The organism is Pseudomonas sp. SWRI111, from assembly GCF_014268555.1.
Lineage (GTDB): Bacteria > Pseudomonadota > Gammaproteobacteria > Pseudomonadales > Pseudomonadaceae > Aquipseudomonas > Aquipseudomonas hamedanensis.
Map to the genome: position 1 here is coordinate 163,270 of NZ_JABWQQ010000006.1, position 17,994 is coordinate 181,263.

A 17,994-nucleotide genomic window follows, 5' to 3' on the forward strand; every position below is an offset into this window, starting at 1 on the left:
CATGAGCAAGTTTTTTGATGAGCTGATGGAAAGCGTGCAGGAAATGGATGAAATCCTGCGGGGCGAGAGGAAACCTTCCCGCGAATTCTATGTGGATGCATTACAAATCAAAGAGATCCGTAAAGCCACGGGCATGACCCAGGCGAAATTCGCTGCTTTGATCGATGTCCAGTTGGGAACATTGCGTAATTGGGAGCAAGGTCGCCGGCAGCCAACGGGGCCGGCTAAAGCGCTGCTCAAGGCTATTCATAACGACCCTGTACACGTACTGAGTGCACTGGCTGACTGAACACTACAGACAAACGTCGACAGCAACGCTCAGCCACTGACGCCTGCGGGGTTCGGTCAGACGTTAAAATCGAGAATTAAAAAAAACCGCCCCATAAGGGCGGTTTTTTATTTGCTGCAAATCAATGCTTACAACGTCGGCCCAGCAGCCTTGATCGCATCGCTCACTTCAAACTTCTTGAAATTCTCGATGAACAGACCAGCCAGTGCTTTCGCCGCCTCGTCGTACGCCGCTTTGTCAGCCCAGGTGTTGCGTGGGTTGAGCAGGTTGGTGTCAACGCCCGGCACGGCCAGTGGCACGTCGAGGTTGATGGTGTCGAGGTGCTCGGTGGCGGCACCGATCAGCGCGCCGCTCTGGATCGCTGCGATCACTGCGCGAGTGGTCGGGATGTTGAAGCGCTGGCCGACACCGTAGCCGCCGCCGGTCCAGCCGGTGTTGACCAGGTAAACCTTGGAGCCGAAGCCGCGGATGCGCTTGATCAGCAACTCAGCGTATTCGCCGGCCGGACGCGGGAAGAAAGGTGCGCCGAAGCAGGTGGAGAACGTCGACTTGATGCCGCTGCCCGAACCCATTTCAGTCGAGCCCACCAGTGCGGTGTAGCCGGACAGGAAGTGGTAGGCCGCTTGCTCTTCGTTGAGGATCGACACAGGTGGCAGTACGCCGGTCAGGTCGCAGGTCAGGAAGATCACTGCGTTTGGCTCGCCGCCCAGGTTCTTCTCGGAACGCTTGGCAACGTGCTCCAGCGGGTACGCGGCGCGGCTGTTCTGGGTCAGGCTGACATCGGTGTAGTCGGCGTGCTTGGCATCGTCGATGACAACGTTTTCCAGCACGGCGCCGTGCTTGATGGCTTTCCAGATGACTGGCTCGTTCTTCTCGGACAGGTCGATGCACTTGGCATAGCAGCCGCCTTCGATGTTGAAGACAACGCCTTCGCCCCAGCCGTGTTCGTCGTCACCGATCAGGTAACGGCTTTCGTCGGCTGACAGGGTGGTTTTACCGGTACCCGACAGACCGAAGAACAGGGTCACGTCGCCCTCTTCGCCGATGTTGGCAGCGCAGTGCATTGGCAGCACGTCAGCGGCCGGCAGCAGGAAGTTCTGCACCGAGAACATGGCTTTCTTCATTTCACCGGCGTAACGCATGCCGGCGATCAGCACTTTCTTCTGCGCGAAGTTGATGATCACGCAACCGTCGGAATGGGTGCCGTCACGCTCAGGCACGCACTCGAAGTTGGCGACGTTGAGCACTTGCCACTCTTCACGGCCAGCCGGGTTGTACTGGGCCGGGTTGATGAACAGGCAACGACCGAACAGGTTCTGCCAGGCAGTCTGCGTGGTCATTTTCACGGCCAGGTAGTGATCTTCGGCCGCGCCTACATGCACGTGGGAAACGAAGTGCTCTTGCGCGTTGTTGAAGGCTTCAACGCGCGCCCACAGGGCATCGAACTTGTCGGCCGGGAACTTGCGGTTGATCGGGCCCCAGGCGATAGCGGCCTGAGTGGAAGGCTCTTCAACGATGAAACGATCGACTGGCGAACGACCGGTACGGTGACCAGTGCGAACAACCAGAGCGCCGGTATCGGCAAGCTCGCCCTCACCGCGTTGCAGGGCTTCTTTTACCAGATCATCAACACTCAGATCGGTGTACACGGCGTTATTGGCTTGCGTCATGAGGTTCCCCGTCGGCCAGTGGCCGAGTGTGCTCCAAACGTTTTGTAGTAGAAAGTCGTGCACTACTACCGCGAAAAAAGTGGGCCGGATTATGCCAGAAAAGCCCAAAAAGAGTAGGGTCCTCCCGTCGTAACGGCGATATTCCGTCGTTACGCAGTGAATTTACCTGCGCTGAACCGTTTTAGTGCCGGGTATCTGACGGCGTGTCGACACCCGCGCCGGCAAACAATTGAGCGATATCGGCGGCATCAAACTCGTAACGCTCATTGCAGAACTGGCAATCGATCTCAATCTTGCCACCCTGTTCAGCGACCAGTGCCTGCGCGTCTTCCAGCCCAAGACTGACCAGCGCATTGCCAGAGCGTTCCCGGGAACAGCTGCAATTGAAGCGCAGATGCTGCACATCAAACAGGCGAACCTGCTCTTCATGGTAGAGACGGTGCAGCACCGTTTCGTTGTCCAGGCTCAATAGTTCATCGGCGGCCAGCGTGCTGGCGAGCGCGGTGATGTGCTGCCAGCTCGCGGCGCGATCTTCTTCATCTTTCAGGCGATCGGCCGGCAGTTGCTGCAAGAGCATGCCCCGGGCACGACGGCCATCGGCGTACAGCTTGAAACGGGTGCCAACCTGCTGCGACATGACGAAGTAGTTGGTGAAGCAGTCGGACAGGGTTTCGCCGTCAAGGTCGACGATGCCTTGATAGCGCTGCCCCACAGTCGGATCGACGGTCAGCGCCAGAACGCCGTCAGGCATCAGATCGCTGAGGGTGGCGTCCGCAGCAATCTGCTCGGCGTTGTAGCGCGCCAGGCCGCGGATCTCGCGCTCGCTGGAACATTCGATCATCAGCATCGGAATCGGCCCTTCCGAGCGCGCCTGCAAAATCAGCAAGCCATCGAACTTGAGCGTGCCGACCAGCAACGAAGCCGCTGCCATCAGTTCGCCGAGCAACTGCGCGACCGGCTCCGGGTAGGGGTGTTTGGCGAGGACTTCGGCGTAGCTGCGCTCCAGCGCCACCAGTTCGCCGCGAGTGTCGCTGTCATCGAAGATGAAGCGTTGAGTGAAATCGGTATCCGCTAGGTCGGTCATAGGTCTGGGTATCTGAAGTGATGACAAAATGGTTACAAAACGTGAAAATTTGCGCTTGCTGGCACTTTTTTTGGCGCCGGCGCTTTTTCGCCATGGGAGGCATTTTATGAACAATCCGGGTTTGTTCCAATCAAGGTGGAACCTCGGCCGGCTGGTTCTGTGCAACGTAGTGCCACTGGCGCTGCTGGCTTTCTGGTTATGGCCCACGGGCCAGCTGCTGTGTGTGGTTTTCGACGAATGGCTGTTCCGCTCGCTCAATACGCCACTGGCCAGCCACCCGATATGGCTCCACATCTGGGCAATTGCAAGTCTGCGTCCGTTCGACATCGTTGTCGGGTTGATCCTGCTGTCACTGCTGATCAAGGGCGACTGGGTATTCCGGTCGATTGATGTACGTCGCGCATTCTTCGGTTTTTTCTCGATCCTGCTGCTGATGGTGGTGATTCGCGCGCTGTTTTCCAGATTCGCCGATCACATGGGCTGGCAGCACAGCAGTCCCTCAATGGTGCTCGAAGGGGCTGTGCACCTCAGCGATTACTTTCCGCATCTGGAAAAAACCTGGGAGCTGAAGGACCGTTCCGGCCAGAGCTTTCCCGGTGATCACGCTTCGGTGCTGTTGATCTGGGCGCTGTTCATGGGGGTGTTCAGCCGCACTGTTGCGCAATTTCTGACGGTCTGGGGCTTGGCGCTGCTGTTCATGCTGCCGCGTCTGGTGGCCGGCGCGCATTGGGGTCAGGACGATTACATCGGCGGTGTGCTGCTGGCGGTATGGGCGTTGGGTTGGGGTTATTACACGCCGTTTGCCTATCATGCTTCGAACTTCTGCTTGAAGCTGACCGCGCCGATTTTCGCCCTGCTGGGCAAGTTGCCGATGGTGTCGCGGATGAGCGTGGTGTCCCGCGCAAACTGACAAACCTGTGGCGAGGGAGCTTGCTCCCGCTCGGCTGCGCAGCAGTCGCTAACCGGACGATGCGCTTGTGGTTTGCAAACACTGCCCGACCGCACAGGGCGTCCTTCGGCCGCCGGCGGGAGCAAGCTCCCTCGCCACAACTTGCGTTCAGCGCTTAATCGTCGTGGCTGTTGCCACGAAACTTGAACAAGTCCCGCCGCTGCTTCTTGCTCGGCTTGCCATCGGTGCTCACGCCCAAAGATCCGGCCTTGCGCATCGCCGCAGCCGCTTCACGTTTGGCAACGCTCGCCTCAGTCTCGCAATACAGCGTCTGCGCCTCAGGTGCGCCGCGTCGTACGATCGACAAGGCTTCGACCCTCACCGTGCGCACTTCGAAACCGGTACGAATCTCGAACTCATCACCGATGCGCGGTTCTTTGCCCGGTTTGCAGCGCTCGCCGCGACAATGCACCTTGCCACTTTCTATCGCCGCTTTGGCCAAGGCACGGGTTTTATAAAAACGCGCCGCCCATAACCATTTGTCGAGACGGACCTTGTCGTCCTCGTCCTGTTTTTGCGCCATATGAATTCCTCAGTCAGCCAGTAGTCGGAACTGTACTACCGTTTCTGGCGGGCGCAACAATCCAGCCCTCCAGATAAACTGTGATCTTCGCCGCCTGAGCGGCCTGGAGTGACCAAGTGACCCGATTTCCTTCTTCCTTAACCTCGCCCCAAAACGGCTGCCAAGGCTGCCAGGAAAGCGAGCCACTGCACTTCGATTTCGCCTTCGCCTATCAACCTATCGTTGACCTGCGCGACCAGTCCGTATTTGCCCATGAGGCACTGGTCCGGGGCGTGGCGGGCGAAGGCGCACTGTCGGTGTTAAATCAGGTTACAGAAGACAACCGCTACCGTTTCGACCAGCTCTGCCGGACCCGCGCCATCGAAGGTGCGGCCAGTCTTAATATGCAGACACACTTGTCGATCAACTTTTTGCCCAACGCCGTCTACCGTCCAGAGCTGTGCATCCGCAGCACGCTGGAGGCCGCCAGAAAACACAACTTTCCGATCAACCGACTGATTTTCGAAAGCGTGGAAAGCGAGCATGTAGATAATTATCGCCATTTGACCAATATTCTGCGTGAATACCGCGAATTCGGCTTCAAGACCGCCATCGACGATTTCGGTGCCGGTTATTCGGGGCTCAATCTGCTGGCTGATTTCCAACCGGACCTGATCAAACTCGACATGGCGCTGATTCGCAATGTCGATCACGACCGTGTCCGCCAGGCGATCGTACGGGGGATTGTCACAATCTGTGCGGAGTTGAACGTTACAGTCATTGCCGAAGGCATCGAGAGCGCCGGGGAACGGGATTTTCTGGCGGACTGTGGAATATTTCTGATGCAGGGTTACTGGTTCGCCAAACCTGCATTCAAAGCTTTGGCCCAGGTGCCATCCGAGGCCTGGACGCGTTAACAGTTGGTTATTTTCATTGAAGACATTTGATCATTTGACCGTTGTCGGTCTGCGCGAGTGGGTGGCGCTCCCGGGTCTGGGAGTCGCCGGTCTGCGCGCGAAGATCGACACCGGTGCCAGTACCTCCAGCCTGCACGCCACTGACATCGAGCCGTTCGAGCGCGACGGCGAAAAGTGGGTGCGCTTCACCGCGCATCTGGGCACGGTGGTGCAATTGCGTCACCGGCGTTGCGAAGCGCCGCTGGTCACGCGCAAGACCATTAAAAGCTCCAACGGCCACGCGCAAGTGCGCTACGTGATCAGCACCACCCTGGCCCTCGGCGACCGGGTCTGGCCGGTCGAGTTCACCCTTGCCTGCCGCAAGTCCATGCGCTATCGCCTGCTGCTGGGTTCCAAAGCCTTGATTGATGGTCAGTTGGTGGTCAATCCGGGCATCAAATATGTACAAGACAAGCCGGTGTTCCCGGTATCTACCTTTTCCACAGGTGTTGCATGAAGATCGCTGTGCTGTCGCGAAACCCGCGTCTGTATTCCACCCGCCGTCTGGTTGAAGCCGGAACCGAGCGCGGGCATGAAATGGTGGTGATCGACACCTTGCGCGCCTACATGAACATCGCCAGCCACAAGCCGCAGATCCACTACCGCGGTAAACCGCTGGAAGGTTTCGACGCGGTGATTCCGCGGATCGGTGCATCGGTGACATTTTATGGCTGCGCGGTGTTGCGCCAGTTCGAAATGATGGGGGTGTTCCCGCTCAACGAGTCGGTGGCCATCGCCCGCTCACGGGACAAATTGCGTTCGCTGCAACTGCTGTCGCGCCGCGGCATCGGTCTGCCGGTAACCGGTTTTGCCCACTCGCCGGACGATATTCCCGACCTGATCGACATGGTCAACGGCGCACCGCTGGTGATCAAAGTGCTGGAAGGCACCCAAGGCATCGGCGTGGTGCTGTGCGAAACCGCGACGGCGGCAGAGTCAGTGATCGAGGCCTTCATGGGCCTGAAGCAAAACATCATGGTCCAGGAATACATCAAGGAAGCTGGCGGTGCGGACATCCGTTGCTTCGTCGTCGGCGACAAGGTGATTGCAGCGATGAAACGCCAGGCCAAACCGGGTGAATTCCGCTCCAACCTGCACCGTGGCGGCAGCGCCAGTCTGATCAAGATTACCCCGGAAGAACGCATGACTGCGTTGCGCGCAGCCAAGGTCATGGGGCTGGCGGTGGCGGGGGTGGATATCCTGCGCTCCAATCACGGGCCGCTGGTCATGGAAGTGAATTCGTCGCCGGGCCTGGAAGGGATCGAGACCACCACCGGGAAGAATGTGGCGGGGATCATCATCGAGCACCTGGAGAAGAATGGCGGGCCGAACATGACGCGCACCAAGGGCAAAGGCTGAGGCCTGGCAACAGATAAAAAAAGGGCCGCACCCTGCCAAGGAGACGGCCCCGGAAAATCGTCAATCCTGTTACCGCGCAGTAATCACCGACAACTTGGTGATCCCGGCGCGCTCGATCGAAGCCATGGCTCGCGCCACTTCGCCGTAGTTCACCCCGTCATCGGCCTGCAACTGCACGCGCACTTGCGGGTCCTTGGCCTTCGCCGACTGGAGACTCAACTCCAACAAGTCCGGCTGAATCTCATCCTTGTTGATAAACAGCTTGCCGGCAGCGTCAATGCTCACCACCAGCGGATCCTTTTGCTCAACCGGCGCGACCGCCTCGGTCTTCGGCAAGTTGATCGGTATCGCGTTGGTCAACAGCGGCGCGGTGACGATAAACACCACCAGCAGCACCAGCATCACATCCACCAACGGCGTCACGTTGATCTCGCTAAGCACCTCGTCGCTGTCTTGCGTGGAGAAGGCCATATCAGGACGCCTCCTTCACTTTCGCTGCGTTGCCCGGCGCTGCAACCTTGTGCGCAGTCGGGTGGATCAGCACCCGGAATGCACTCTTCTGCGCCAGGCTGTAGAAGTCGTGGGCGAAGTCATCAAGATCCGCCGCGGTCAGTTTCAAACGCCGTAAAAAGTAGTTGTAAACCAGTACCGCCGGCACCGCGACGGCGATACCCACACCGGTCGCAACCAGTGCCGCTCCGATCGGACCGGCCACGGTCTCAAGGCTCGCCGAGCCGGCCGCGCTGATGCCCTTCAACGCCTCCATGATTCCCCACACCGTGCCGAACAGACCAATGAACGGCGAGGTGCTACCAATACTTGCGACGACCGCCAGACCGGTTTCCAGCGAACGTCGCTCACGCACGATCTGCTGGCGCAAGGCACGTTCCAGGCGATCCTGATGGTTGATCGCCTGGCTCAGATCACTGGTCTGCGGCGCCTCGCCCACCTGTATCGCCGCATACCCGGCCTGGGCCACCCGTGCCGCGGCGCCGGGCCGGGTTTCGCTCAGTTCAGCGGCAGCGTCCAGACTCGACGCCGCCCAGAAGCGCTTGTGGAACTGGCGGTCCTGAGCTTTCAGGCGCCCGAACTGCACAGCCTTGAGCAACGCCAGACCCCAGGTGGCGACGGAAAAAACCACCAGCAGCCAGATCACCGCGCTTTCGATGGATTCCAGTGGAGATGCCAGTAACGTCATGATGTGTTCCCTCGTGTAAACATTTCGCGCGAATTTGGTTTCGGTTTAATGAATCTTGAAATCGATGGGCACGCTGACCCAGCCGTTCTGGGCGACATCACCCTGCTTGGCCGGAACGAAACTCCAACGCTTTACGGCGTTGAGCGCGGCGTCGTCGAGTTGCTGCCGGCCACTGCTTTTTGCGATCTGGATTTCGCCCGGTTTACCGCTGGCCAGCACGTGAACCCGTAACAACACCGTGCCTTCCCAACCGCGACGCTGGGCCAGCGACGGGTATTCCGGCGCCGGGTTTTTCAGGTACGCAGCGTTGGCTGATGCCGGCGTCACGGGCGGTGGCGCGGGTGGAGCGGGCGCGGCGACCGGTGCTGCCGGTTTCGGTGGTGCTGGCGGTTGCTCTACCGCTTTCTGCGCTGGTTTAGGCGCAGGTTTAACCACAGGTTTGGGTTTCGGGATCGGCTTGGGCGGAGGCGGTTTCACCGCCAACTCGTCCTCCACCGGCGCTGGCGGCTCGACCACAGGCGCCGGTGGCGGCACGACGGCCGGAGGCGCTGGTGGTGCCGGGCGTGAAAATTCGATAGTCATCGGTGGAATTTCCGGCGGCACGACGGGTAGCACCGGTGTCGGTTTCTGGCTGATCCAGTAGATCACCGCGCCATGCACCAGCAGCGCCAGCACGCCAAGCAAAATGGTTTCGCGCCGGCTCAAAATCCCCTTGGGCGCACGCTGCAAACGCAACTGCCCTAACGGCAGGCGGTGCGGCCGGCCGAGATCGACCAGTTCGCCAACCGGCGATTGACGCCACAGCAATTCCCCTGCGCTGGCGGCGGTCTGGACATTGCCCATTGATTCACTCCCTGCGGTCTTTTGCGTTCGCTACAAAAACTGTCGATCCACCGTTTGTTGAATCCCCCACGGTCGATTGACGAGTCGATCATTGGGCCTTTCGCTTATCTCCGAAAGTAACCTTTGACGTTATAGCTAGGCCTTTATGGAATATAAAAACCGGTCGTTTTTGCCAAAGCCGCACGCCGCGCGGGCTGCAGCGATGGCTAAAAAACCGCATGCTTTGCAGGCATCGAAAGTATTCACTCGCGGCATCAAAATCCGGCATCGCTCATCAGAAGTCATAGCGGCCGGTGACGCCCAACGTGCGCGGCGTGCCCAGCAAGCCTTCATAGCCGCCGTTGCCGCCCGTCCAAAGGGTCGTGTAGTAGGTTTTGTCGAAGGCGTTTTTCAGCCACAGCGACACGTCCCACTGCCCCTGATTGAAATCGCCGCGCAGGCCCGTGGAGAAGTTGACCACGGCGTAGCTGGGGATCTGGCCGTAATCGGAATCCTCAACCGTGCCCACCGCTTTGGAGCGGAACGCATAACTGCCGGTGACGTAAGGCTCGAAGCCGTTATCGAGGTTCCATTTGTATTCGCCGTTGGCGTTGCCGATCCATTTCGACGCGCCGACCACTTGATGGCCGCTGAGGTCGCAGGAGGCCGGTGCGCCAGGGGCCTGGCTGACTTCAGGTGGGCACGGCGCATCTTTGTAGGAGAGATAGCTGACGTCGTTATAGGAGCCGTTGAAATTCAGGGTCAGGCCACGCAGCGGCACCACCGTGCTTTCGAACTCGACGCCGCGCGAGCGCACGGAACCGGCGTTGGTCAGGTACTGCACGCGGTTCGCGGCGTCGTAGGCGTTGGTCTGGTAGGCGTTGACCTGCGTCCAGAACACGTTGGCGTTGAGTTGCAGGCGGTGATCCCAGAGGGTGCTTTTGAAACCGAGTTCGGCGTTATTTGCGCGTTCGGTACCGATCAACAGCGAGTCGGCGCCAGCAGTCGGTGCAGAGCCGACCGCAAGGTTGACCCCGCCGGATTTTTCGCCGTGGGACAGCGTGGCGTAACCGAGTACATCGTCGGTGATGCGATAGCTCAGATTGAGCAGACCGGAGGGGCTGGAGCTGTACTGATTCAAGTCACCGGAATCGTAGGCGCCGGCACGCCCCCGACGCGCATTGGCTGCCGCGCCCGCCACCGCCACACCGCCGACCGGCGCGTTGCGGCTGACCCAGGCGTTTTTCTCTTCATAAGTGCCACGCACCCCGGCGGTGAAGTCCAGACGCTCGGTCAGGTGCCAGGTGCCTTGGGCAAACAGGGCGAAACTGTCGGTCTTGATATGCCCATTGCCGACGCTGGTGACGTTGGCCAGCGCACCGGCCGGCGTGCCATTCCAGATATCGGCCTGCGGGCCGTACCAGGCGAAGGACTTGTTGTCCAGGTCCGAGCCGAAATAGTAGGCGCCAACGACGTAATCAAAGAACTCGCCCTTGGGCGAGGCCAGGCGAAATTCCTGCGAATACTGTTTGTCTTCCACCGACACGCCGGCGTTGTAACTGGCCGGCACGTTGAGGCCGTCGTCGTTGCGCGGCGTGAAGTTCCAGAAGCGATAGGAACTGATCGAGGTCAGGGTGAAGTCGCTCGGCAGCGTCCAGTTCGCTTCTACCGAAGTGCCGCCCTGATGCACGGTAACGTGCTGCTCGTTGTCGAGATTGACCTTGCGGTGCCGGCCATTGACCAGCGTCGCCCCGGCCGCGCTGGCCCGCGACTGATAAAGATTAACGCCGTTGATGGTCGGCCCGGTGTTGTAGAGCACGCGGGTGCCTGCACTGGAATCTTCTTCGTTGTAATCGCCGATCCAGCGCAGATTGAAATCTTCATTGGGCTTGAACAGCAACTGCGCACGGAAGCCCTCGCGCGAACCGCCGTTGAGGTCATGACCGTCGTATTCATTTTTGATGTCGCCGTCACTGCGCGTGCGATAAGCAGAAAAGCGTCCGGCCAGTTGATCGTTGAGCGGCCCGGAAATCGTGCCCTTGGTCTGAAAATAACCGTCCTCGCCCACCGATGTTTCCATGCTGCGCTCAGGCGTGAAACTGGGCGCGCGGGTACTGATGTTGATCACCCCGGCGGTGGTGTTTTTGCCGAACAGCGTGCCCTGCGGCCCACGCAGAACTTCGAGCTGTTCGATGTCCATCAGATCGAACACCGCCATCCCCGGGCGCCCCAGATAAACGTTGTCGATGTACAAGCCGACGCTGCCTTCCAGTCCATCACTGGCCGGGTTGTTACCCAGACCACGGATCGACACGCTGGACTGGCGCGCGTGCATGTAGGCGACGTTGACGCTGGGCACCAGTTGCTGCAAATCCTGAATGCGGTAGACCCGTTGCGCCTCAAGATTCTGCCCGCTGACCACGCTCATCGGCGTCGGTACGTCTTGCGAACTTTCCTCGCGGCGACGGGTGGTGACGGTCACGGTTTCCAGCTGCGAACTGTTGGCCGCCGCCTTACCTGCCGGGACCGGCGGCGGGGTTTCGGCCTCGGCAGCAAAACCGTGGGTCCAACTGGCGCTGCCTGCCAGCAACAGGGCCAGAGGCAGGCGTTTGAGCCGTCGGGGTGATGGGGGTGACGCGAGGTTCAACGGACTCATGGCGCGGCTCCTGGTCAAAAAACACACAGTCATCTTCAGCGCTGCATATTCTTTTGAGTTATTTATTTATGGATTTACAAATATTTACTGCATAAGAGATTGCCTTTATAAGGAGTCGACCTAATGCATATCCAATGCATTTCCCGGATATTTTTCATGTGAAAAATGCATATCGATCTGCGCCAACTTCGTCACTTCATCGCCCTGGCTGAACAACGCAGCTTCGTCGCTGGCGCACAGGCGGTGAACCTGTCGCAATCGGCGTTCAGCCGCAGTATTCAGGCGCTGGAACACAGCGTTGGCTGCCAGTTGGTCGACCGTGGGCGCAAGGAATTGCCGCCGACCAAACAGGGTCAGGTGCTGCTCGAACATGCGCGGCGACTGGTCAGCGGCGCGCAACAAATGGCCAACGAGATCAGCCAGTTCAATGGGCTTGAAGCCGGAGAATTACGCTTCGGTTGTGGGCCGGCGCCGGCAGCCGGATTGATTCCGCGCGCGATTGGCGCCTTCATTGGCCGTTACCCGAAAGCGCGCGTGCAGTTCCAGGTCGATGACTGGCAGAGCCTGAGCAAACGCTTGCTGAGCGAAGAGTTCGAGTTCTTCGTCGCCGACACCCGGCAATTCGAGGCAGACCCGGATTACCTGACGCACCGATTGCGGCCGCGCAAATGGCATTTCTGCTGCCGCGCCGGGCATCCGCTGGCGGCGTTTGCACGCGTCAGCGCCGAGCAGTTGATGAGTTATCCACTGGCAGTGAGCATTCGTCCGCCGAACCTGCGCAAGGTCATCGTCGACCTCAGCGGCCGCCCGGACTTCACGCCCAGCGTAGAGTGCGAAAACAGCTCCAGCCTGTTGAGCGTGGTACTGCGTTCGGAGGCGATCGGGATTGTCGGCGCTTATTCCGATGCGCTGCATCTGGCCAAGGCTGAGCTGGTGTGCCTGAAGATCGAAGGCCTGGCCGATGATCTTGAGGAGCTGTACACCCGCTACGGGATCGTCAGCCGCGCGGGGTATCGGTTGTCGCCGTTGGCCGAGGCGATGATTGAGCAGATCAAGGCGATTGATGCGATGGATGAGGAGGTGTGTTCGCTGGAGAATTTTGCTGTTTGATCTATTGCTATCGCGAGCAGGCTCACTCCTACAGGTGACCGCGTTCCAATTGTAGGAGTGAGCCTGCTCGCGATGGCGGCAGCCCAGGCACCAATGCAATCTCTGCATAAATCGCATTCCTCAAATGCACTTGCCGAACTCCCCCACCGAAAGCGAAAACCCTCACCTGTCCCACTGACCGGTGAACCCCATGCCCACCTCGCCCAATCCCGTGCGCAACGTGCTGTACATCATGTGCGATCAACTGCGCCGCGACTACCTGTCCTGCTACGGCCACCCGCACCTGCACACGCCCAACATCGATCGACTCGCTGCTGAAGGTGTGCGCTTTTCCCGCGCTTATACCCAAGGCACGATCTGCGGCCCGTCGCGGATGTCGGCTTACACCGGACGCTACGTCAGCAGCCATCAGGTGGCGTGGAATGCCGTGCCGTTGCCATTGGATGAACTGACGATTGGCGATTATCTGCGTCCCCACGGGATTCGTACCGCGCTGGTCGGCAAGACCCATGCGACAGCAAATGTCGACGCCCTGCAGCGTCTGGCGATCGACCCTGGAAGCGATCAAGCCACCATCCTCAACGAAGTCGGTTTTGAACCGTACATGCGCCATGACGGCATCTATCCCGACGATCCGCTGTTTGACGAAAAACGCGAATCCGCGCCTTACACCCACTATCTGCGCGACCACGGTTTCGACGGGCGCAATCCCTGGCACGACTGGGCCAACGCCGCCGAAGGCGAAGATGGCGAAATCCTCAGTGGCTGGAAAATGCGTCATGCGAATTTGCCAGCACGTATTCCCGAGCAACACTCAGAGACCGTCTACACTACAAATCGCGCCATCGACTTCATCACCGAGCAAGGCGAGAAATCATGGTGTTTACACCTCTCGTACATCAAACCGCACTGGCCCTACATCGTACCGACTCCGTACCATGCGCTGTACAGTACGAAATCGATTCTCGAACCGGTCCGCGCGACGCCCTCCGAAGCCAGCAATCACCCCGTCTACACTGCCTTTCGCCTGCATGAGGAAAGCCTCAATTTTTCCTGCGATTCAGTACGATTAAACGTAATTCCCACCTACATGGGCCTGGTCAAGCAAGTGGATGATCAGTTGGGGAGGCTTTTGGATTTTTTGCAGAGCAACGGGCGCTGGGAGGACACCTTGATCGTGTTCACCAGCGATCACGGCGACTTTCTTGGCGATCACTGGCTCGGCGAAAAGGAGTTTTTGCTCGAACAGGCGGTGGGTGTGCCGCTGATCGTGCGCGATCCGCGGGCAGCGGCGGACGTCACTCGCGGCACAGTTGATGAGCGCTTGGTGGAAACCATAGACGCGCTGCCGACATTTCTTCAGGCGCTGGGATTACCGGGAGCCGAGCACCGGCTCGAAGGGCGCTCGTTGATACCGCTGCTGCTGGGCGAGAATCCCGATTGGCGCCGCTATGCAATCAGTGAATACGACTACGCCTTCCAGGCGCCGGCGCGCGAACGCCTCGGCCAGCCAATCGACCGCTGCCGCATGACCATGGTGCGCAGCGAGCGCTGGAAATACCTGGCGTACGACGGTTTTCGACCGCAGCTGTTTGATCTGCTGAATGATCCGCAGGAGCTGCGCGATCTGGGGGATGACCCAGCGTACGCGGCGGTGCGCGAGGAGCATCTGGGGTATTTGTTTGAGTGGATGCGCGGGTTGAAGCGGCGTACGACGATCAGCCATGAAGAGATCGATTTGCGCGGGCAGCGGTTTCGTTATGGTGAGCCTGAAAGCGAGAAGGTCGTTCAGATCGGCGTGTGGTAAACGTCCTTCGCGAGCAGGCTCGCTCCCACAGGGTTTGGCGTCGATCACATCCGTTGTGTTCGACAAAAAAACACTGTGGGAGCGAGCCTGCTCGCGAAGAGGCCCGATCAGACGCCGCCAATATCCGCGCCTTTGATGGTCTGACTGCGCTGTCCATTCACGCCCACCGGCACTTCGCCCTTCAGCGTCACCCGGCGCACCACGCGATCCTGGGTGCCGTAATCATCAATCGCATAATGCTGCGTCGAGCGGTTATCCCAGATCGCCACATCACCGGCCTTCCAGCGCCAGCGCACGGTGTTTTCCTGGCGGATCACATGGCTTTGCAGCAAGCCGAACAGGTGCGCCGAATCCGCCTGCGAATAGCCCTTGATGCGCTTGACGAAATGCCCCAGCAGCAGGCTTTTTTCGCCGCTGACGGGGTGCACGCGCACCACTGGATGCTCGGTCTCGTAGACCGTGGAGGTGAACACCTTGCGATAACGCTCGAGTTTTTCTGCCGATACATCCGGTTTGGCGCTGGCGTAGTCGTATTCGTTGCTGTGCACGGCGACGAGTTTGTCGGCCAGTTCACGCAACTCGCTCGGCAAGCCGCTGTAGGCCGTCGCGGTGTTCGCCCAAAGGGTATCTCCGCCAAAGGCCGGGGCGACCACCGAACGCAGGATCGAGGCTTTTGGGTAAGCGTCAACGAAGGTCACGTCGGTGTGCCAGGAGTTGGCGCGCTGCCCTTCGGCGCCGTCCAGCTCAAGCAGATAACGCGTGCCTTCGCGCGAAGGGACCGTCGGATGCGCTACCGGCTCGCCGAGCAGATGAGCGAAGGCTTCCTGGCGCTGATCGTCGAGCTGAGTCTGCTCGCGGAAGAACAGCACTTTGTATTCGACCAGCGCCTGTTGAATCGCTTCGACAGTGGCCGCGTCCAGCTCACCGGACAGGTGCACACCGCGAATCTCGGCGCCGATACGGCCGGCCACCGGGTGAATGTCCAGCGTGTGGAGAGCGGGTTTTACAGCGAGTGCGGCATTGCTCATGGGAAGACCCTCATCGACCTGCTTGCGGTTGTACCGCAGCGAAACAACGCTCTATCTATATTCCATTTACATCTAATAGATATTTGCATGCTTCGTTGACGGAATAAGAGCTTGCATTTAAAACCTCTAGCAACCCTCGTCGCAAATGCCTTCGAGCTATTTTTAGGATGCCGGAAAAGCATATGGACCTTCGCCAGTTGCGCTACTTCATCGCCCTCAACGAGCACCGCAGTTTTGTCCGTGCGGCAGACGCGATGGGCATCACCCAACCGGCGTTCAGCCGCAGCATTCAAGGGCTTGAGCAGGAGTTCGGCTGCGTATTGGTCGATCGCGGCAACAAGGATTTGCGCCCGACGCCAGAAGGTCAGGTGGTGCTGCAACACGCCCTGACCCTGGTACAGGGCGCGGCGTTGCTCAGCGCCGAAGTGACGCAGATGACCAAGCTCGATGCCGGCGAAGTGCACTTCGGTTGCGGCCCGGCGCCGGCGGTGAAACTGGTGCCGGATGCGGTGGCGCAGTTCATCAACGCGCACCCGAAAGTACGCACCTGCTTCCAGGTGGATAACTGGGAAAAACTCAGCCGAGCGCTGAGCCGCGAAGAGATCGAATTCTTCATCGCCGACATCCGCCATTTCGAGGCCGATCCGAACTTTCAGACCCAACCGCTGACGCCCAAGCGCGGGGTGTTTTTCTGCCGGCCGGGGCACCCGTTGCTGGCCAAGGAAAGCCTGTCGACCAACGACATGTTCGACTACCCGCTGGCCGCCACGCTGATTCCGCCGGGCATTCGCAAACTGCTGGCGAACCTCAGCGGGCGCATCGATTTTTCGCCAACCATCGAAACCGAGCACTTTCCGGCACTGGTCAAAGTCGTGCTGCAATCCAATGCGATCGGTGTGGGCACGGAGGAGGCATTTGTCGAGGATGTCGCCAAGGGTTCGCTGGTGTTATTGCACTGGCGCAACCTGCCACAAAACCTTGAAAGCATGAACGCGCGCTGCGGCATCGTCAGCCGCACCGGGTTTCGTCTGTCACCGGCGGCCCGGGCGATGATCGAGACGTTGGTGGCGGTGGATCGCCAGGAAGATCGCGTTGCTGTTTAGAACGCCATCGCGAGCAGGCTCACTCCTACAGGGAAACGCATTCCAGATGTAGGAGTGAGCCTGCTCGCGATAGCGCCAGACCAGACGCCGAAAATTCAAAGTTGCGCTGCAGAAAGCTCAGGCGCCACCCAATCACTGACCTTGAACGGCTTGCGAATCAGCTTCTGCTGCGCCGCCAGGTCGACCTTGTCCTGCAGGCTGCTGAGGAACACCGGGTCCAGCGTCGAGGGGAAAATCTCGCTCAGATTCTGATCTTTCAGATCCTGAGCGAGGATCAGTGGCGGATAGCTCGCCAGCCCCGACACCAACTGTACATAGGCGTCTTTGTTGCTGTCCTGAGTCAGCCATTGCACAGCCTGTTGTTGCGCCTTGAGCAGTCTGGCGATGACTTCAGGGTGCGCGTCGACAAACTTGCCGTTGCCGAGCAAAACCGCCTGCACGCTGCCGGCGCCGCCAAGGTCTTTGGTGTTGAGCGGCAACTCCGCCAGGCCTTTTGCTTGCAAAGCACTCAAAGCGGAGCTGCCCCACGAGGCATCGATCTGTCTTGCCGCGAGCGCCGACACCGCTGCGTTGAAATCCAGATTGATGACTTTCACATCCTTCTCGCTCAAGCCCTGGCTCGCCAGCGCCGCATCGAACGACAGCTGCGTCGCCGTACCACGGAAGATCGCCACGCGTTTGCCTTTGAGGTCCTGCAGGGTCTTGATTCCCGAACCCGGCACCACGCCAAGGTATTGCTTGACGCCGCGCGCGGACGCGCTAAGCAAGCGCGTGTCCAGGCCGTTCGATTTGCCGATGATCGCGGCGAGATCACCGAGATAGGCCAGATCCACCTGGCCATTGGCAAACGCCTCGTTGATCACCGGTCCGGCGCCCTTGAAGAAGCTCCACTGAATCTTGATGCCCTGCTCGGCGAAGGCCTTTTCGAAGATCTGCTGATCGCGCAACACATCGACGATACCGCCGCCGCTGTGCTGCGTACCGGCGCTGAGGTCGGGCACGGCGATGCGAATCTCCTTGAGCTCCTCGGCCTGCGCACTGAGCGCAAGCAATCCTGCCAGTGCCGGGGCGACCAACAGGCTGATGACACGTTTGAAGGGAAGGTTCATGGGTGCGGCTCCTTGATCGCTGAGAAGCCGAAAGTAGGCTGAATGCGCACCTTCACTTAAATACTATAAATGCACATTTTTATAGTTTTTTGCGCTAAGCGAGCGTAACCGGGGGCTGTAGCGGGATATGCATTAAGAACATCGAAAATATTCTTCGAATGCATTGGATGCGCGTCGCTCTGGAAGCCTTAAATGGTCTTGCTTATCTCTTAATAGAATTGATTTGAATCTTGTTAGACCAATTTTGCATACCCGCACGTCACCTGTGGGAGCGGGCTCGCTCGCGAAGACCCTGTGCCATCCACCATCACTGGCACCTGACACTACGCCTTCGTGAGCAAGCCCACTCCCA

Annotated in this window: 17 protein-coding genes; 8 read left to right on the forward strand and 9 right to left on the reverse strand. The window is 59.4% G+C overall.

The genetic code is table 11. The features are described from left to right. Window position 1 precedes the first annotated feature (1 nt). Window positions 2–289 (forward strand): NadS family protein, encoded by a 288-nt coding sequence (gene nadS / locus HU755_RS10200; RefSeq protein WP_186619403.1) that lies wholly within the window; start codon window positions 2–4, stop codon window positions 287–289. A 128-nt stretch (window positions 290–417) separates the two neighbouring features. Here the strand turns inward: nadS and HU755_RS10205 are convergent, their stop codons facing one another. Both HU755_RS10205 and hslO read right to left on the reverse strand, forming a co-directional pair. After that, window positions 418–1,959: a phosphoenolpyruvate carboxykinase gene (locus HU755_RS10205; protein ID WP_186632094.1), complete on the reverse strand. Its 1,542-nt coding sequence runs from the start codon at window positions 1,957–1,959 to the stop codon at window positions 418–420. 181 nt (window positions 1,960–2,140) lie between these two features. Beyond that, window positions 2,141–3,043, reverse strand: coding sequence for an Hsp33 family molecular chaperone HslO (gene hslO, locus HU755_RS10210; protein ID WP_186548548.1), 903 nt, complete (start codon window positions 3,041–3,043; stop codon window positions 2,141–2,143). Window positions 3,044–3,149: 106 nt separating this feature from the next. Between hslO and HU755_RS10215 the strand changes: the two genes are divergently transcribed. Continuing rightward, window positions 3,150–3,953: a phosphatase PAP2 family protein gene (locus HU755_RS10215; RefSeq protein WP_186632097.1), complete on the forward strand. Its 804-nt coding sequence runs from the start codon at window positions 3,150–3,152 to the stop codon at window positions 3,951–3,953. A 154-nt stretch (window positions 3,954–4,107) separates the two neighbouring features. Here HU755_RS10215 and HU755_RS10220 read toward each other — a convergent pair whose 3' ends face one another. Next, entirely contained in the window at window positions 4,108–4,515 is a 408-nt protein-coding gene (locus tag HU755_RS10220) for an RNA-binding S4 domain-containing protein (RefSeq protein WP_186632100.1), read from the reverse strand. A gap of 116 nt (window positions 4,516–4,631) precedes the next feature. Here HU755_RS10220 and HU755_RS10225 point away from each other — a divergent pair, with 116 nt between their 5' ends. Genes HU755_RS10225 through rimK form a run of 3 tightly spaced genes read left to right on the forward strand, consistent with a single transcriptional unit; the run spans window position 4,632 to window position 6,809 of the window. Further along, window positions 4,632–5,411 carry an EAL domain-containing protein gene (locus HU755_RS10225; RefSeq protein WP_186632103.1) on the forward strand — a complete coding sequence of 260 codons (780 nt, stop codon included), beginning with the start codon at window positions 4,632–4,634 and terminating at the stop codon, window positions 5,409–5,411. Window positions 5,412–5,445: 34 nt separating this feature from the next. Next, window positions 5,446–5,907, forward strand: a complete 462-nt coding sequence (locus HU755_RS10230) for an ATP-dependent zinc protease (RefSeq protein ID WP_186548710.1) — start codon at window positions 5,446–5,448, stop codon at window positions 5,905–5,907. After that, window positions 5,904–6,809 (forward strand): 30S ribosomal protein S6--L-glutamate ligase, encoded by a 906-nt coding sequence (rimK, locus tag HU755_RS10235; RefSeq protein WP_007949201.1) that lies wholly within the window; start codon window positions 5,904–5,906, stop codon window positions 6,807–6,809. The genes HU755_RS10230 and rimK overlap by 4 nt, the downstream gene beginning before the upstream one ends. 69 nt (window positions 6,810–6,878) lie before the next feature. Here rimK and HU755_RS10240 read toward each other — a convergent pair whose 3' ends face one another. The 4 genes from HU755_RS10240 to HU755_RS10255 all read right to left on the reverse strand — a co-directional run bounded on the left by HU755_RS10240 (window position 6,879) and on the right by HU755_RS10255 (window position 11,485). Beyond that, on the reverse strand, window positions 6,879–7,280 hold the full coding sequence (locus HU755_RS10240; protein ID WP_186619399.1) for a biopolymer transporter ExbD: 402 nt from the start codon (window positions 7,278–7,280) through the stop codon (window positions 6,879–6,881). A gap of 1 nt (window position 7,281) precedes the next feature. Beyond that, window positions 7,282–8,007, reverse strand: coding sequence for a MotA/TolQ/ExbB proton channel family protein (locus HU755_RS10245; protein ID WP_186632106.1), 726 nt, complete (start codon window positions 8,005–8,007; stop codon window positions 7,282–7,284). 45 nt (window positions 8,008–8,052) lie between these two features. Then, entirely contained in the window at window positions 8,053–8,850 is a 798-nt protein-coding gene (locus HU755_RS10250) for an energy transducer TonB (RefSeq protein WP_186632109.1), read from the reverse strand. A 274-nt stretch (window positions 8,851–9,124) separates the two neighbouring features. Further along, complete coding sequence (locus HU755_RS10255; RefSeq protein WP_186632112.1) at window positions 9,125–11,485, reverse strand: TonB-dependent receptor; 2,361 nt, start codon at window positions 11,483–11,485, stop codon at window positions 9,125–9,127. A 165-nt stretch (window positions 11,486–11,650) separates the two neighbouring features. Here HU755_RS10255 and HU755_RS10260 point away from each other — a divergent pair, with 165 nt between their 5' ends. Beyond that, window positions 11,651–12,595, forward strand: coding sequence for a LysR family transcriptional regulator (locus HU755_RS10260; protein WP_186632115.1), 945 nt, complete (start codon window positions 11,651–11,653; stop codon window positions 12,593–12,595). Window positions 12,596–12,785: 190 nt separating this feature from the next. Further along, complete coding sequence (locus HU755_RS10265) at window positions 12,786–14,402, forward strand: alkaline phosphatase family protein (protein ID WP_186632118.1); 1,617 nt, start codon at window positions 12,786–12,788, stop codon at window positions 14,400–14,402. Between the two features lie 107 nt (window positions 14,403–14,509). Here the strand turns inward: HU755_RS10265 and HU755_RS10270 are convergent, their stop codons facing one another. Then, window positions 14,510–15,430, reverse strand: coding sequence for a TauD/TfdA family dioxygenase (locus HU755_RS10270; protein ID WP_186632121.1), 921 nt, complete (start codon window positions 15,428–15,430; stop codon window positions 14,510–14,512). 182 nt (window positions 15,431–15,612) lie between these two features. On the opposite strand from HU755_RS10270, the gene HU755_RS10275 reads away from it, so the two are divergent. Next, window positions 15,613–16,533 (forward strand): LysR family transcriptional regulator, encoded by a 921-nt coding sequence (locus HU755_RS10275; RefSeq protein WP_186619392.1) that lies wholly within the window; start codon window positions 15,613–15,615, stop codon window positions 16,531–16,533. A 95-nt stretch (window positions 16,534–16,628) separates the two neighbouring features. Here the strand turns inward: HU755_RS10275 and HU755_RS10280 are convergent, their stop codons facing one another. After that, on the reverse strand, window positions 16,629–17,642 hold the full coding sequence (locus HU755_RS10280) for an ABC transporter substrate-binding protein (protein ID WP_186632124.1): 1,014 nt from the start codon (window positions 17,640–17,642) through the stop codon (window positions 16,629–16,631). Window positions 17,643–17,994 lie beyond the last annotated feature (352 nt).

Bases quoted from the DNA above. Each gene is read 5' to 3' on its own strand.
- HU755_RS10205 (WP_186632094.1), bottom strand. From the start codon at position 1,959: ATGACGCAAGCCAATAACGCCGTGTACACCGATCTGAGTGTTGATGAT.
- HU755_RS10275 (WP_186619392.1), top strand. From the start codon at position 15,613: ATGGACCTTCGCCAGTTGCGCTACTTCATCGCCCTCAACGAGCACCGC.
- HU755_RS10260 (WP_186632115.1), top strand. From the start codon at position 11,651: ATGCATATCGATCTGCGCCAACTTCGTCACTTCATCGCCCTGGCTGAA.
- hslO (WP_186548548.1), bottom strand. From the start codon at position 3,043: ATGACCGACCTAGCGGATACCGATTTCACTCAACGCTTCATCTTCGAT.
- HU755_RS10215 (WP_186632097.1), top strand. From the start codon at position 3,150: ATGAACAATCCGGGTTTGTTCCAATCAAGGTGGAACCTCGGCCGGCTG.
- HU755_RS10240 (WP_186619399.1), bottom strand. From the start codon at position 7,280: ATGGCCTTCTCCACGCAAGACAGCGACGAGGTGCTTAGCGAGATCAAC.
- HU755_RS10255 (WP_186632112.1), bottom strand. From the start codon at position 11,485: ATGAGTCCGTTGAACCTCGCGTCACCCCCATCACCCCGACGGCTCAAA.
- HU755_RS10245 (WP_186632106.1), bottom strand. From the start codon at position 8,007: ATGACGTTACTGGCATCTCCACTGGAATCCATCGAAAGCGCGGTGATC.
- HU755_RS10220 (WP_186632100.1), bottom strand. From the start codon at position 4,515: ATGGCGCAAAAACAGGACGAGGACGACAAGGTCCGTCTCGACAAATGG.
- nadS (WP_186619403.1), top strand. From the start codon at position 2: ATGAGCAAGTTTTTTGATGAGCTGATGGAAAGCGTGCAGGAAATGGAT.
- rimK (WP_007949201.1), top strand. From the start codon at position 5,904: ATGAAGATCGCTGTGCTGTCGCGAAACCCGCGTCTGTATTCCACCCGC.
- HU755_RS10270 (WP_186632121.1), bottom strand. From the start codon at position 15,430: ATGAGCAATGCCGCACTCGCTGTAAAACCCGCTCTCCACACGCTGGAC.
- HU755_RS10250 (WP_186632109.1), bottom strand. From the start codon at position 8,850: ATGGGCAATGTCCAGACCGCCGCCAGCGCAGGGGAATTGCTGTGGCGT.
- HU755_RS10280 (WP_186632124.1), bottom strand. From the start codon at position 17,642: ATGAACCTTCCCTTCAAACGTGTCATCAGCCTGTTGGTCGCCCCGGCA.
- HU755_RS10265 (WP_186632118.1), top strand. From the start codon at position 12,786: ATGCCCACCTCGCCCAATCCCGTGCGCAACGTGCTGTACATCATGTGC.